Here is a 13201-nt window from a genome sequence, read left to right on the forward strand (position 1 = left end):
CTAGAGGATGCCGAGCTCCCGGAGAAGCCTCAGGGCCTGCTCCAGGGGAAGCTTCTCAAAGTCCAGCCTGGGGCTTTTGGCCAGGGCCTCCTCCAGGGGCAGGAGGTTGGGGTCCAGCACCACCCCCTTCACCAGGGGGTACTCCCCGATGTTGCCCACGAAGTACTGCTGGGCCTTGGGGGAGAGGAGGTAGGTGAGGAAGCGGGTGGCCGCGGCGAGGTTCTTGCTCGTCTTCAGGATGCCTGCCCCCGTCACCAGGGCCAGGTTGCCCACGTCCCCCTCCTTGAAGTGGTGCAGGCCCAGGTTGTACCCCGCCCGGCGGAAGCGCACCACGTAGTAGTGGTTGGTGGAGCCGAGGTCTATCTCCCCGGCCCGGATGGCGTCCAGCATGGCCGGGTTGGAGGGGTAGGCCTTGGGGGCGAGGGCCTTCATGGCGAGGAGCCACTCCCGGGCCTTGGCCTCCCCGTGGAGGGCGAGGATCCCGGCCACCATGTCCTGGAAGCTGGAGTAGGTGGGGGTCCAGCCCACCCGAAGCCCCTTCTCCCGGGCGAAGCGGGGAAGGTCCAGGAGGCTTTGGGGAAGCTCCTCGGCCTTGACCTTATTGGGGTTGTAGGCCAGCACCCGGAGCCGCATCGTGACCGGTACCCAGGCCTTGGAGCCGGGGACGAAGCCCAGGGGCTTTCCCAAAAGGCTTTCCCCCAAAGGCCGAAGGAGCCCCTTGGCCGCCGCCTGGCCCAGGGCCCCGGAGGTGTTGAGCCAAAGCACGTCCGCCGGGGAGCGGTTTCCCTCCTCCTGGAGGGCGGCGAGGATCTGGGCGTCGGTGCCGTAGCGCACCTGTACCCGGAGGCCGGTTTCCGCCTCAAACCCCTTGACCAGGGGCTCCACCAGGCTCTGCCCCCGCCCGGAGTAGACCGTGAGGGTCTGGGCCAAGGCGCCTAGGGCCGAGAAAGCTGCCAGGGTGAGGAAGAGTCGCTTCACCGGATACCTCCTTCGTCTTCAGGAGAGGCCTCTCCCGGGAAGGAGGGTACCCCGGGGCGGGGAGAAAGTCAAGTATTCCGGTCGGATTTATGGACTTTAGAAGCGATAATCGTTTGCAACCAGGGGAAGACCCCCGTGAGGTCCCCGGGCGGGGGAGGGAGGGGGTTTCCCGTGTAGACCAGGGGCACGGGGTTTCGGGTGTGGTGGGGATGCCAGGGCTCCTCGGCGTTGCCGTGGTCCGAGGCCAGGAGGAGGACGCCGCCTTCGGCGAGAAAGCCCTGGAGGAAAAGGGTGAGCTCCCGGAAGCGCTCGCGAAGGCTTTCGGGGTGGCGGTGGGCGGCGAGGTCCAGGGCCCAGTACTCCAAGACCACGAGGTCAAAGGCCCGGGCTAAGGCCGCCGCCTTGGCCCCCGCCCCGTAGGGGTCCTCCCAGAAGCCGGGGGGAAGGGCCAGGGGGTGGCCCAGGGGAAGGAGGGGAAGGCCCGCCAGGCGGGCGGCCTGGGCGAAGGCGGAGAGGAGAAGCCGCCTTCCCCCCGTGGCCCTTTGCAGGTACTCCGGGCGGTAGCCGTTGGCGTGGAGGACCCTTAGGCCCTTTCCCTTGGCCCAGGCGTAGAGACCTTGCGCCAGGAGGGGCCGAAGCCTCGGGCTTGGGAAGGGGCCCTGGTGGTGGCCGAGGAGCCTCGCGGCGTTTTCCCCGGTGAGGAGGGCGGTCTGCCCCGTGCCCGACTGGGGCAGGCCCTCCACCCCCAAGGTGGCGTCCAGGGGGTGGGGGGAAAGCTCCAGAAGGAGGGGGAAGAGCCTTTCCAACGCCTCTCCCAGGCCCAGGCCGTCCACGAAGAGGAAGAGCACCCCCTTAGTCTGCCCCCAAGCGGGGCGGGGAAGGTGGCGGGGTTTGCAAAGGGACGGGAAGGCCCGGGTATCCTGAGGAAGGAGGTGTCCTTATGCCGGTGAGGAAGGCCAAGGCGGTATGGGAAGGCGGGTTGCGTTCGGGCAAAGGGGCGATGAAGCTCGGGAGCCAGGCCTTTGAGGGGCCCTATTCCTACCCTTCCCGGTTTGAGGAGGGGGAGGGGACGAACCCCGAGGAGCTCATCGCCGCGGCCCACGCGGGGTGCTTCTCCATGGCCCTGGCGGCCAGCCTGGAGCGGGAGGGCTTTCCCCCGAAGCGGGTCTCCACCGAGGCCCGGGTGCACCTGGAGATGGTGGACGGCAAGCCCACCCTCACCCGGATTGAGCTTCTGACCGAGGCGGAGGTGCCGGGGATCAGCCCGGAGAAGTTCCTGGAGATCGCCGAGGCCGCCAAGGAGGGCTGCCCGGTCTCCCGGGCCCTGGCGGGGGTGAAGGAGATCGCCCTCACGGCCCGCCTGCTTTAGGGGCTATTCCCCTTTCCAGAGGAGGCGGCCGCAGGAGGGGCAGCGGGTGAGCTGCCCCTGGACCACCTTCTGGGCCACGTGGGTGGGCAGGACTACGTTGCACCCCTCGCAGCGGAAGACCTGGCCCTGGCGGAGCATGCGCACCACGCCCGTGCCCTTGCGGGCCCGGCGGATGGCCTCGTACTCCTTGAGCACGGGGGCGGGGATGCCCTGGGCCATGGCCTCCCGCTCCTCCTTTAGCCTCAGGATCTCCTCTTCCAGGGCCTCCACCCTCTTGGCGTTTTCCTGGAAGAGCTCCTCTAAACGGGGCCTTAGGCCCGCCAGGGCCTCCTCCACCCGGGCGATCTCGGCCTCCACCTCCTCCATGGCCTCCATGATGGGGGTGGAGAGCTCCAGGAGTTCCCGGATGCGGTCCTTGATCTGCTGGATGCGGTTTTCGTACTGGGTCTGCTCCCGGGCGCTTTGGGCCTGGCGCTGCTCCGCTTCCGCCTGCTTCTCCTTGGCGGTGAGGTCCTCTATGTCCAGGCTGTGCCGGGTGTAGCTCTTGCGCAGCTCCGCCTGCCGCTCCAAGAGGTCGGCGAGCTCGGCCTCCAGGGCCTCCACCTGGGACCTTACGGAGACGAGCTCCTCGGGGAGGCTCTCCGCTTCTTTGCGCAATCGGTCTATCTCCAGGTCTTTCTCCTGAAGCGCGTAGAGTGCCCTCAGTGCCTCCGCCCCGTTCACGCCTCCCATTCTAACCCGGCGAGGAAGGGGTTCGTCCGGGCCTCGAGGCCCAGGGTGGTCCCGGGCCCGTGCCCCGGGTGGACCCGGGTCGTTGGGGGGAGGGCGAGGAGGCGCTTCAAGGAGCGAAAAAGGGTTTTGGGGTCGGCCCCGGGGAGGTCGTAGCGGCCGACGCTGCCCCGGAAGAGGAGGTCCCCGGAGAAGACCTGGGCTCCTTCTGGGTCGTAGAAGGCCACGTGGCCGGGGCTGTGACCGGGAAGGTGGAGGACCTGGAAGCCGAAAAGGGCCATGCCCTCCTCCAAAGGCCGCACGGGAAGGGGAGGCTTGGGGATGGCGAAGCCCCAGGCCCGGGCGGCGAGGTCCGCCCCTTCGTACAGGGGGAGGTCCAGGGGGTGGAGGTAGACGGGGAGGTCCAGGGCCTCCACCAGGGGGGCCACGGCCCCCACGTGGTCAAAGTGGGCGTGGGTGAGGAGGATGGCTTTGGGGGTGAGGCCCGTATTTTGGAAGAGGGCCAAGAGCTTTTCCGGCTCGTCCCCGGGGTCAATGAGAACCGCCCCCTCCCCGGTTTCCACCAGGTAGGCGTTTTCCCCCAAGGGGCCTAGGGTAAGGGGGAAGACCCTCATGGCTCGGTGGGCAGGCCCTCCTGGAGCCACTCGTGCATGGAGCCGAGGTAGTTCCGGGCCTGGACCCCGAGGCTCCTTAAGACGAAGAAGGCCACGGCGCTCCGGGCCCCGGAGTGGCAGTAGACCCCCACCTCCTGCCCCGGCTGAAGCCCGAGCCTTTCAAGAAGCCCCCCTGGGCTTAAGAAGAGCTCCAGGGGGGCGTTTTTGCTCCCGGGGATGCGCCCGCCCCGGGGGCAGCAGGGGGGGTGGACCTCCCCCCGGAACTCCTCGGGGCTCCGCACGTCCAGGAGGAGGGGGTGGCGGGCGGCCTCGTCGGCGGTGAGGAGCCAGTCCCGCCGCAGGCGGGCCACGGTGTCCGTCCGCTCGGGCCTGGGCTCCTCCCTCTCCGTGGCCTGGGGCTCCCAGCCCTCGGTCCAAAGGGCCACCTCGAGGCCCCCCAGGCCCAGGAAGAAGGCGGTGCGGCAGAGGCGGCTGGTGAGCCCTTCGTCGTAGAGGACCACGGGGCTTTTGAGGCCCAGGGTCTGGAAGAGCTCCGTGAGCCCCGCTTCCAGGGCCTTAAGCTCCGCCTCCTCCCGCAGGCGGAGCTTGGGGGCGGAGAGGTCCAGGTGCCGGGCCCCCGGGAGGTGGCCCGCCTCGTAGGCGGACCGGGGGCGGGTGTCCACCAGGACCGCGTCCCTGGGCAGGTCCATGGGCCTGATTATAAGGGGCGCATGGGTAAGCGGGAAGAAGTGAGGGTACTTGACAAAAGGGCGCGCAGATGTTATAAGTGTATCTGGAGGTGATGGATATGGCTCTGGTGCGCAGGGACGCACGCCCCACGGAGATCACCCCCTTCCGGACCTGGGGACCCCTTTCCCTTCTGGAGGAGGCCAACCGGCTCTTTGAGGAGGTGATGGGCGAGTTCGCCCGGCCCCTCGCCACCGCCTACGTGGCCCCGGCGGACCTCTACGAGACGGACGAAGCCCTGGTCCTGGAGATGGCCGTGCCCGGCCTCTCCCCTGAGGACCTGGAGGTGAGCCTCGAGGGCACCAAGCTCACCGTCCGGGGCCAGGTGAAGCCCCAGGAGGACGCCAAGGCCCGCCGCTACTACCTCCAGGAGATCCCCCACGGCTCCTTCGTGCGCACCTTCACCCTGCCCGTGGAGGTGAAGGCGGACGAGGCCAAGGCGGAGTTCCGCCACGGCATCCTCCGGCTCACCCTGCCCAAGGTGGCCGAGGCCCGGGCCAAGCGGATCCCCATTGAGGTGGTCCAGTAGCCTCGCCCTGAAAACCCCCCTGGGTCTTCCCAGGGGGGTTTTCTTGTGCCACCCCGGGCTGGCCCAAGCCAGCCTGGAGGCCCCGGCAAAGGGTCCTCGGGCCAGCCGGGCGAAGGAATGGGGTACTTATCGGCTTTGGCTTAGGGCCCCTTGGAGCCTCCTCAGGGCCTCCTCCAACACCTCGGGGTAGGTGGCGAAGTTGAGGCGCACGTGGCGGTCGTACCCCTCCCCGAAGGTCTCCCCCGGGTTCAGGGCCACCCGGGCCTCCCGGAGGAGGTAGGCCGCCGCCTTGGGGATGGGGGTTTTGAGCCAGGCCAGGTAGGTGCCCTCCGGGGGGAAGTGGCCGAGGCCCACCTCCTTGGCCCAGGCCGCCACCCGGTCCCGGTTGGCCTTAAGCCGCTCCAGGGTGGCCTTCAGCCAGGGCCCCCCTTCCCTCAGAGCCGCCTTCCAGGCGGCCATGGCCAAGACGTTGGGGAAGGTGTGGGGGAGGTGGCGCTTTAAGGCCTCCACCAGGGGCTTGGGCCCCACCACCGCCCCTATGGGCAGGCCCGCCAGGTTGTAGGCCTTGCCCGGCCCCAGGAGGGTGAGGGTGCGCTCGGGGAGGAACCGGGCCAGGGGGACGTGGGGCCTTTCGTAGGTGAGGGGGGCGTGGAGCTCGTCGGAGACCACGATGAGGTCGTGCTTGCGGGCGATGGCCGCCACCCCCTCTAGCTCCTCCTCGGTGAAGACCCGGCCCGTGGGGTTTTGGGGGTGGCAGAAGAGGAGAAGCCTTGTGGCGAAGGCCAGGCGCTCCAAGCCCGGGAGGTCCAGCCGGTAGCCCTCCTCCGTTTCCCGCAAGGGGTTGGCCAGGAGGGTGCGCCTCTGCTCGCGGATGGCGGCGAGGAAGGGGGGGTAGACGGGCACCTGGGTCAAGACCCCCTGCCCGGGGGCGGTGAAGGCGGCCACGGCGGCGTAAAGCCCCACCACCACCCCGGGCATGAAGGCCACCTCCCCCTCGAGGCCCACCCCCTCCAGGAGGAGGGCTTTGAGCTCCGGGTCCCCTTCCCGGGGCGGGTAGCCCAAAAACCCCTCCGCCCGCTCGCGGATGGCCCGGCGCACGGGCTCCGCCACCGGGAAGTCCATGTCCGCCACCCAAAGGGGCAGCACGTCCTCCGGGTAGGCGCTCCACTTCAGGGAGTCTTGGCGGGGCGGAAGCTCCATGGGGTTATCTTACCCCCCGGCCCAGGCGCCTCAGCATGTAGAGGGAAAGGAGGACGAGGAAAACGCTCACCACCTGGGTGGCGGTGAAGAGGCCGATGCCGAGCTCCTCGTTCCGGTAAACGGGAAGCCACAAGGGGTTCAGCCGGAAGGGCTCTTCCAGGACGGAGCGGAGGACGCTGTACCAGAGGAGGAAGTTCCAGAAGGCGTAGCCGTAGAAGGGCTTCTTCCTTAGCCAGTAGAAGGAGAGGGGAAGGAGGATGAGCCCCACCAGGGCCCCGTAGACCTGGGTGAGGTGCACGGGGCCCCGGAGGAGCTCGGCGCACCGGTAGACCTGGGAGATGTCGTCTATGCCCGGGCAGACCCCCGGGAAGCCCTTGGCCCACTCCGGCCAGGTGAAGCCGATGGGCAAGGAGGTGAGGCGGCCCGCGGTGTCGGAGCCGTTCATGAGGTTGCCGATCCTCCCGGCCACGATGCCCAAGGCCACCCCCGGGGTGGCGGCGTCCAGGTAGGGCCACAAGGGGTAACCCCGCTTCCGGTGGAAGTAGTAGAAGGTGAGCGCCCCCCCCAGCACGGCCCCGTGGAAGGAGAGCCCCCCGTGCCAGATGTAGAAGACCTCCATGGGGTTTTCCAGGAAGTAACCGGGGGAGGTGAGGACGTACCCGAGCCTCGCCCCCACCACCCCCCACACCACGGCCCAGAAGGCCACGGTCTCAAAGCGCTCCGTGTCCAGCCCCCAGGCCTTGAGCCGCCTTTTGGCGAGCTCAAAGCCGATGAAGATGGCCAGGGTGAGGAGAAAGCCGTACCACTGGACCCTCAAGGGGCCGATTTGGATCATGGTGGGGCTCATTCCCGGCCTCCAAGAAGCGCCGCCATGCGCTCGGCGAGCTCCTTCTCCCCGAAAGCCCCTTCCAGGAGCACCTCTTCCCCCCAAAGGAGCACCGGGACGCGGAAGGTGTACCGGGCGAAGAGCTCCGGATCGCGGTCCACGTCCCGGCGCACGTAGGGCACCCCCAGGGTCCAGAGGGCCCTTTCCGCCTTCTCGCAAAGCCCGCACCCTTCCCGGGTGACGAAGACGAGCTCCATGGGGGAAAGCATACCCTGGCCTAGGGGAAGATGTGGCGGAGGACCCAAAGCCCCATGGCCAGGTGGACGAGCACCTTGGCCACCACGCCCCCCATGAGCCCCACCAGGGTGCCCCAGGCCGCCCGTAGGGCCTCCTCCGGCCGCCTACCCGAGAGGTACTCAAAGAGCCAGGCGAGGAGGAAGGGGAGGGCCAAGACCCCCAAGACCCCAAAGAAGAGGCCCAGGAGCCCCCCTAAAAAGGCCCCCCAAAGCCCCGCCCGGCCCGCCCCGTAGCGCCTGGCCCCAAAGAGGGCCGCCAGGTTGTCCAGGACCATGGCCAAAAGGGCCAGGGCCCCGAGGACGGCCCACGCCCCCAGGGAAAGCTCCCGGAAGCCCAGGAGGACCTCATGGAGGAAGGCGGCGAGGAGGATGACCAAGGTGGCGGGCACCAGGGGGAGGAAGGTGAGGAGGACCCCGAGGAGCCATAGGGCCACGAAGAGCCAGTCCGCGAAGGCGTCCACGGGAAAAGCCTAGGGCCTAGGCCCATGAGAAGGGAAAGGGACATCTGCCTTGGGCGGCTTCCCGTAAGCTTGGGGCGTATGGACATCGGCCTACCTAAGGAGCGCATGACCCTCAAAAACCTCCCCCTCTTCGCGGGGGAGGTGCGGGAGGGGCGGGTGGCCCTCACCCCCCAAGGGGTGCGGGAGCTTGTGGCGTTGGGCCACCGGGTCTACGTGGAGCGGGGGGCGGGGGAGCGGGCGGGCTTCCCCGACGAGGCCTACGAGGCGGCGGGGGCCAGGCTGGTGAGCCGGGAGGAGGCCTTTGGCCGCCCCGAGGTGGTGCTCAAGGTGGCCCGCCCCACCCTCGAGGAGGTGGCCCTCCTCCGCCCCGGGGCCACCCTTTTCGGCTTCCTGCACCTGGCCGTGGCGGAGTCCTCCCTGGTGGAGGCCATGGCCCAGAAGGGCCTCACCGCCATCGGCTACGAGCTCGTGGGGGAAGGGGAGAGGCGGCCTGTGCTCAAGGCCATGAGCGAGATCGCTGGGCGGCTCGCCCCCCAGCTCGCCGGGCGGCTCCTCGAGGCCCCCTTGGGCCCCGGGGTGCTCCTCTCGGGCCTGCCCGGCATCCCCCCGGCGGACGTGGTGGTCCTGGGGGCGGGGGTCTTGGGCCGGGCGGCGGGGAAGGCCTTCCTGGGGGCCGGGGCCTCGGTCTACCTCCTGGACCACGCCCTTCCCGCCCTGGAGGAGGCGGCCCGGGAGGCCCCGGGGGCCGTCACCGCCCTCGTCACCCAAAGCCGCTTGGAGCGCTACGTGGCCTTCGCCGACGTCCTGGTGGGGGCGGTGGCCGTCCCCGGGGAGCGCACCCCCCTTCTCCTCACCCGGGACCTCCTCGCCCGCATGCGCCCGGGAAGCGTCCTCCTGGACTTCGCCATAGACCAGGGGGGCATCGCCGAGACCAGCCGGGTGGGGGTCTACCAGGAGATGGGGGTCACCCACTTCTGCCTCCCCAACGTCCCCGCCCTCGTCCCCCGCACCGCAAGCCACGCCCTCACCGCCACCCTCTTGCCCTTCCTGCTGCGGATGGCGGAAGACCCCCTGGCGGTGCCCGAGCTCCGCCAGGGGGCCTACCTCCTCCTGGGCCAGAAAGGAGGCCACCTAGAATGAGCTACCGCAAGAAGCTCACCTCCCCCGAGGACGCCGTGGGCCTGATCCGGTCCGGGATGCGGGTCTTCGTCTCCGGCAACGCCGCCACCCCCACCCCCCTCCTCAAGGCCCTCGCCGCCCGCAAGGACGAGCTGGAAAACGTGGAGCTCGTCCACCTCCTGCAGATGGGGGAAGACCCCTTCGCCTCTTTGGAGATGGAGGGGCACTTCAGAAGGCGCTCCCTCTTCGTGGGCCCCGCCGACCGGGAGGCGGTGAACCAGGGCCGGGCCGACTACGTGCCCATCATGCTCCACCAGGTGCCCTGGCTCTTCAAGCGGCGCATCCTCCCCCTGGACGCGGCCATCGTCCAGGTGTCCCCTCCGGACGAGCACGGCTTCTGCTCCTTGGGGGTGGAGGTCATCGCCACGAAGGCGGCGGTGGAGACCGCCCCCATCGTTATCGCCATGGTAAACCCCAGGATGCCGAGAACCCTGGGGGACACCTTCGTCCACGTCTCCCGCCTCACGGCCATCGTGGAGCTGGACTGGCCCCTGCCGGAGCTCAAGCGGGAGGGGTTTGGCGAGGTGGAGCGGAGGATCGGGGAGCACGTGGCGGGCCTCATTGAGGACGGGGCCACCCTGCAGATGGGCATCGGGGCCATCCCCGACGCGGTCTTGGCGAGCCTGGAGGGCCGCAAGGACCTCGGGGTGCACACGGAGATGATCTCCGACGGGGTCCTCGAGGCCTGGGAAAAGGGCCTCATCACCGGGGCGAAAAAGTCCCTCCACCCCGGGAAGATCGTGGGCACCTTCGTCCTGGGTTCGGAGCGGCTCTACCGCTTCGTCCACGACAACCCCCTCTTTGAGCTCCACCCCGCCGACTACGTGAACGACCCCTTCGTCATCGCCCAAAACCGCAAGATGGTGGCCATCAACTCGGCCATTGAGGTGGACCTCACGGGCCAGGTGGTGGCGGACTCCATCGGCACCCGCATCTACTCGGGCTTCGGCGGCCAGCTGGACTTCATCCGGGGGGCGGCAAGGAGCGAGGGAGGAAAGCCCATCATCGCCCTGCCCTCCACGGCCAAGGGGCATAGCCGCATCGTCCCCTACCTCAAGCCGGGGGCGGGGGTGGTCACCACCCGGGCGGACGTGCACTACGTGGTCACGGAGTGGGGCGTGGCTGAGCTCTTCGGCCGCTCCTTGAGGGAGCGGGCCTTGGCCCTCATCGGGGTGGCCCACCCCGACTTCCGGGAAGAGCTTCTAAAGGCCGCCTGGGAGCGGAGGCTTCTCCCCCGGAGCTACCCTGGGGTGGGCCTCCAGGGGGGCTAACACCACCCCATGCTGGCTTGCGCCAGCATGGGGGCCCCAAAAGGCCTTAGCGGATCTGGACCCGGTAGCAGACCTCCCCCGCCTCCCCCGGGCCCACGTTGCCCACCTCCACCCGCACCACCCCGCCCGAGATCTCCCCGGCGTCGTCCGCTGGGGAGGCGGTGAGGTAGAGGGTGGCGCTTCCGTGGCTCCAGCGGATGGCCTTCCCCCCGTAGTCGGGCACGGAGGGGAGGGGGTCCGTGAAGAAGGGAATGGGGTCGGTGAGGAGGAACTGGCTCACGGGGGCCGTGCCCAGGTTGCGGTAGGTCACGCAGTACTCCAGCACCTCCCCCGGCCTCCCCTCCCCCCGGGTGCCGAAGCCCGTGCCCTGGGTGACGTTCCGCACCTTTTTCTCCAGGCGGACCTCGCCCCCCGAGACCGTGGTGGTGTCGGCGAGGCTCCGGAGGTCCACCACCCCGGGGTTGTTGGCCCAGGCGAGGGCGCCTTGGAGGAGGGCCACGTCCACGGCCCCCGCGGGCACCCCCGGGGGCACCAGGACCCGGGCCTCCAGGGCGCAGGCCTTCAGACTCCCGTCGGCTTCCCGGGGCCAGGAGGGGCCCACGGGGAGGGTCTGGGGCAGGGAAGCGAAGCCCTCCCCGGGGTCGTCAAAGTCCCCGTCGCAGTTCCCGTCCACCCGGACCTGGACCGGCCAGGAGGGGGCGTTGGCCAGGGAGAGGGTGAGGCTTCCCAGGGTGCCCGGGCGGTAGAGGTGGGGGTAGGCCACCACCCCGGGGCTTGCCGCCAGGCCTGTTTGCGGCGGATAAAAGCGGCTTTCCCGCACCACGCCGAAGTTGCGGGCCACCTCGGTTCCGGCGATGGCCGCCGCGTCCAGGGTGGGGAAGGCGGGGTTTTGCGCCCCGGCCCAGCTGGGGACCTTGTGGGCCGTGCTCCCGTCGTTCCAGCCCGTGGCCGGGCGCAAGGGGTGGGAGAGGGTGAAGGGGCCGAAGTTCCAGGGGACGTAGAGGACGTAACGGCCCTGGCCGTCGGTGGTGGCCGAGCGGGCGGCGCTTCCCTGGGCGGTGACCGCCACGCCGGGGACGCCCCTTTCCCCGCCCGTCTGCCAGGCGTCGTTGGCGGCCCCGCCCCCTTCCCCGTCGTCGTAGAAGACGGTGCCCACGAGCCTCGCCCCGTGGAAGAGGCCGAAGTCCAGGCCGGAGAGGTCCTGGAACACGCTCACGCTGAGGCTACCCGAGGGGGGGTTGACGAAGAGCCAGCCCGAAGGGGGGGTGGGGGTGGTGTCGGAGGGGTTATTGTTGTCGTCCAGGAAGAGGGTGTAGCTCCCCGGGGCCACGCCCGTGAAGCTGAAGGCGCCGCTTCCCGGGTCCACCTGGGCCTGGGCCACCACGCTTCCCCCTTGGAGGAGCTTCACCCAGACCGTGGCCCCGTCGCTCCAGCTCTCCCCGGGGGACTTGAGGCCGTTGGGCTCGAGGTCGTGGTAGACCTGGCCCGCCAGAGTGAAGCCCACCACCGTGACCGAAGCGCTCACGGTGGCTTCCTTGCTGTAGCTGGTCCCCAGGGTCTGGGCGTTGTAGCTCACCCTGGCGGTGTTGACGAGGGTGCTGCCCGCGGCCTCGGGGAGGACCTGCACCCGGAAGCGCACCTCCGCCCCTTGCCCGGGGGGGATGAGGCCCCCTTGGCTGGCGTTCGCCCCGGTGCCGAGCCGGAAGCGCACGCAAGGCCCTCCCCCGGCCTCGGGGCAGCTTGGGCTGTACTCGGCGATGTCGTCACCGGGGGCGTCCGTGAAGGTGCCGGTGGGCGCCCCCAGAGCGTTTTGCACCACCCGGAGGCTTCCCGGGACGTACTGGGTGCCCGCCGGGATGGGGTCCACCACCACCACGTTGGTGGCCCCGTCCAGGCCGGTGTTGGTGAAGCTCACGGCGTACTCCAAGAGGTCCCCCACCCGGAGGTCCCCGCCGTTGAGGTCGGAGACGGTCTTGGTGAAGGTGGTGACGAGGTCGGGGAGGTAAAGGTCCACGGCGAAGGCCATGACCGCGGGGAAGTACACGTCTCCCGAAGAAGAAAACTGGACCGTGGCGGAGGTGGCCCCGTTGGGGATTTTCCCGGTGGCGTCCACCAGGTCCACGTCCACAGCCATATGGTTCACGAAGTCCGGGGTCTTGTTGGTGAAACGACTTCCCAGGTCAGAGATGGAACTATTGAAAAAGTTGTTCACCGGGTTCTGCGCGTCGCTCAAGGCGGAGCTGTTGAGGAGGAGCTGGTCCCCGGTGATGCCCCCCTCTCCCTCGTAGGCCAAAGCCCCCACCCGGGCGTTCACGGGGCCCACCAAGGGGGTGAGGAAGCCCGAGAGGGTGATGAGCACGTTGTTACCGCTACTAACACTCGCTAGGCCGTCGTAGACCACCAGATTCTTGAAGGTGGCGCTGGGGTCGCGGTAGACCACCACCAGGCTCCAGCCCGCGTAAAAGCCAATATTAGTATCTGTTCCCGTCTGCGCCACGATGCCGCCCACCCAGTAAGAGCCACTCCCCGCCGAGCGCACCAGGCCCGTGACGTCGGCGAAGGCCACGTAGGGGCTGGGGGTGGCACCTGTTATGGTGCCGAGAAGGGAGCCCGTGACGGCCTGGTAGGCCGTGGCCCCCGGGGGCTTGAGGTAGATGGTGTTCCGCCCGGAAGCGCTCTGGCCAGCCCTAGCTCCCCAGTAGAGGCCCGCCCACAGGACCTGGGCGCCGGGAGGAAGGCTGAGCTGGGCGGCGCTGGAGCCTCCCCTTCCCGCAGGCCAGGTGGGGTTGGCGGGGTCGGCGTTCAGGAAGATCATATTGAGTGTGTTGTTGAGCGCATTCGGGTTATTCATCGCCGTGGTGTTGCAACCGTACGTTCCTGAGCCCTGGGCGCACATCAGGGTGTTGCCCACCATGCGGATCTCGCCCCGCTCGTTGGCCTCAAAGCGCTTCGCGAAGGGCCTGACCACCTGAGCCTGGGCGAGGCCCGGGAGGAGGACCAGGAGGACCAAGATGGCTCTCATC

14 protein-coding genes are annotated in these 13201 nt (G+C 69.3%); 4 read left to right on the forward strand and 10 right to left on the reverse strand.

Annotation, left to right across the window (positions count from 1 at the left end; all coding sequences use genetic code 11):
• Entirely contained in the window at window positions 1-978 is a 978-nt protein-coding gene (locus BLP62_RS05085; protein WP_093006512.1) for an iron ABC transporter substrate-binding protein, read from the reverse strand.
• A 68-nt stretch (window positions 979-1046) separates the two neighbouring features.
• The gene (locus BLP62_RS05090) at window positions 1047-1826 is read right to left on the reverse strand and encodes a metalloenzyme (protein ID WP_093006514.1); all 780 of its coding nucleotides are present in this window, start codon (window positions 1824-1826) and stop codon (window positions 1047-1049) included.
• A 92-nt stretch (window positions 1827-1918) separates the two neighbouring features.
• Here BLP62_RS05090 and BLP62_RS05095 point away from each other — a divergent pair, with 92 nt between their 5' ends.
• Entirely contained in the window at window positions 1919-2347 is a 429-nt protein-coding gene (locus tag BLP62_RS05095) for an OsmC family protein (protein WP_093006516.1), read from the forward strand.
• Window positions 2348-2350: 3 nt separating this feature from the next.
• Here the strand turns inward: BLP62_RS05095 and BLP62_RS05100 are convergent, their stop codons facing one another.
• From BLP62_RS05100 to BLP62_RS05110, 3 genes are read right to left on the reverse strand one after another with little or no spacing between them, the layout of a single operon-like run.
• Window positions 2351-3079, reverse strand: a complete 729-nt coding sequence (locus BLP62_RS05100; RefSeq protein ID WP_093006518.1) for a zinc ribbon domain-containing protein — start codon at window positions 3077-3079, stop codon at window positions 2351-2353.
• On the reverse strand, window positions 3067-3690 hold the full coding sequence (locus tag BLP62_RS05105; RefSeq protein WP_093006520.1) for an MBL fold metallo-hydrolase: 624 nt from the start codon (window positions 3688-3690) through the stop codon (window positions 3067-3069). The genes BLP62_RS05100 and BLP62_RS05105 overlap by 13 nt, the downstream gene beginning before the upstream one ends.
• Window positions 3687-4379: a sulfurtransferase gene (locus BLP62_RS05110; protein ID WP_093006522.1), complete on the reverse strand. Its 693-nt coding sequence runs from the start codon at window positions 4377-4379 to the stop codon at window positions 3687-3689. The genes BLP62_RS05105 and BLP62_RS05110 overlap by 4 nt, the downstream gene beginning before the upstream one ends.
• A gap of 98 nt (window positions 4380-4477) precedes the next feature.
• Here BLP62_RS05110 and BLP62_RS05115 point away from each other — a divergent pair, with 98 nt between their 5' ends.
• A complete protein-coding gene (locus BLP62_RS05115) occupies window positions 4478-4945 on the forward strand; it encodes an Hsp20/alpha crystallin family protein (RefSeq protein ID WP_176758144.1) in 468 nt (155 codons plus the stop codon).
• Window positions 4946-5071: 126 nt separating this feature from the next.
• Here BLP62_RS05115 and BLP62_RS05120 read toward each other — a convergent pair whose 3' ends face one another.
• Genes BLP62_RS05120 through BLP62_RS05135 form a run of 4 tightly spaced genes read right to left on the reverse strand, consistent with a single transcriptional unit; the run spans window position 5072 to window position 7728 of the window.
• A complete protein-coding gene (locus tag BLP62_RS05120) occupies window positions 5072-6145 on the reverse strand; it encodes a cystathionine beta-lyase (protein ID WP_093006524.1) in 1074 nt (357 codons plus the stop codon).
• Window positions 6146-6149: 4 nt separating this feature from the next.
• Window positions 6150-6980, reverse strand: a complete 831-nt coding sequence (lgt, locus tag BLP62_RS05125; protein WP_241374149.1) for a prolipoprotein diacylglyceryl transferase — start codon at window positions 6978-6980, stop codon at window positions 6150-6152.
• 8 nt (window positions 6981-6988) lie between these two features.
• Window positions 6989-7240, reverse strand: coding sequence for a glutaredoxin family protein (locus BLP62_RS05130; protein ID WP_093006528.1), 252 nt, complete (start codon window positions 7238-7240; stop codon window positions 6989-6991).
• An 8-nt stretch (window positions 7241-7248) separates the two neighbouring features.
• A complete protein-coding gene (locus BLP62_RS05135) occupies window positions 7249-7728 on the reverse strand; it encodes a DUF456 domain-containing protein (protein ID WP_093006530.1) in 480 nt (159 codons plus the stop codon).
• Between the two features lie 78 nt (window positions 7729-7806).
• On the opposite strand from BLP62_RS05135, the gene BLP62_RS05140 reads away from it, so the two are divergent.
• Together BLP62_RS05140 and BLP62_RS05145 are read left to right on the forward strand one after the other, a co-directional pair.
• Complete coding sequence (locus BLP62_RS05140; protein ID WP_093006599.1) at window positions 7807-8868, forward strand: alanine dehydrogenase; 1062 nt, start codon at window positions 7807-7809, stop codon at window positions 8866-8868.
• Window positions 8865-10178, forward strand: a complete 1314-nt coding sequence (locus BLP62_RS05145) for an acetyl-CoA hydrolase/transferase family protein (RefSeq protein WP_093006532.1) — start codon at window positions 8865-8867, stop codon at window positions 10176-10178. The genes BLP62_RS05140 and BLP62_RS05145 overlap by 4 nt, the downstream gene beginning before the upstream one ends.
• Before the next feature lie 46 nt (window positions 10179-10224).
• Here BLP62_RS05145 and BLP62_RS05150 read toward each other — a convergent pair whose 3' ends face one another.
• Entirely contained in the window at window positions 10225-13200 is a 2976-nt protein-coding gene (locus BLP62_RS05150; protein ID WP_176758145.1) for a DUF11 domain-containing protein, read from the reverse strand.
• Between the last annotated feature and the right edge of the window lies 1 nt (window position 13201).

This window comes from Thermus arciformis (assembly GCF_900102145.1).
In the GTDB taxonomy this organism is placed as follows: Bacteria; Deinococcota; Deinococci; order Deinococcales; family Thermaceae; genus Thermus; species Thermus arciformis.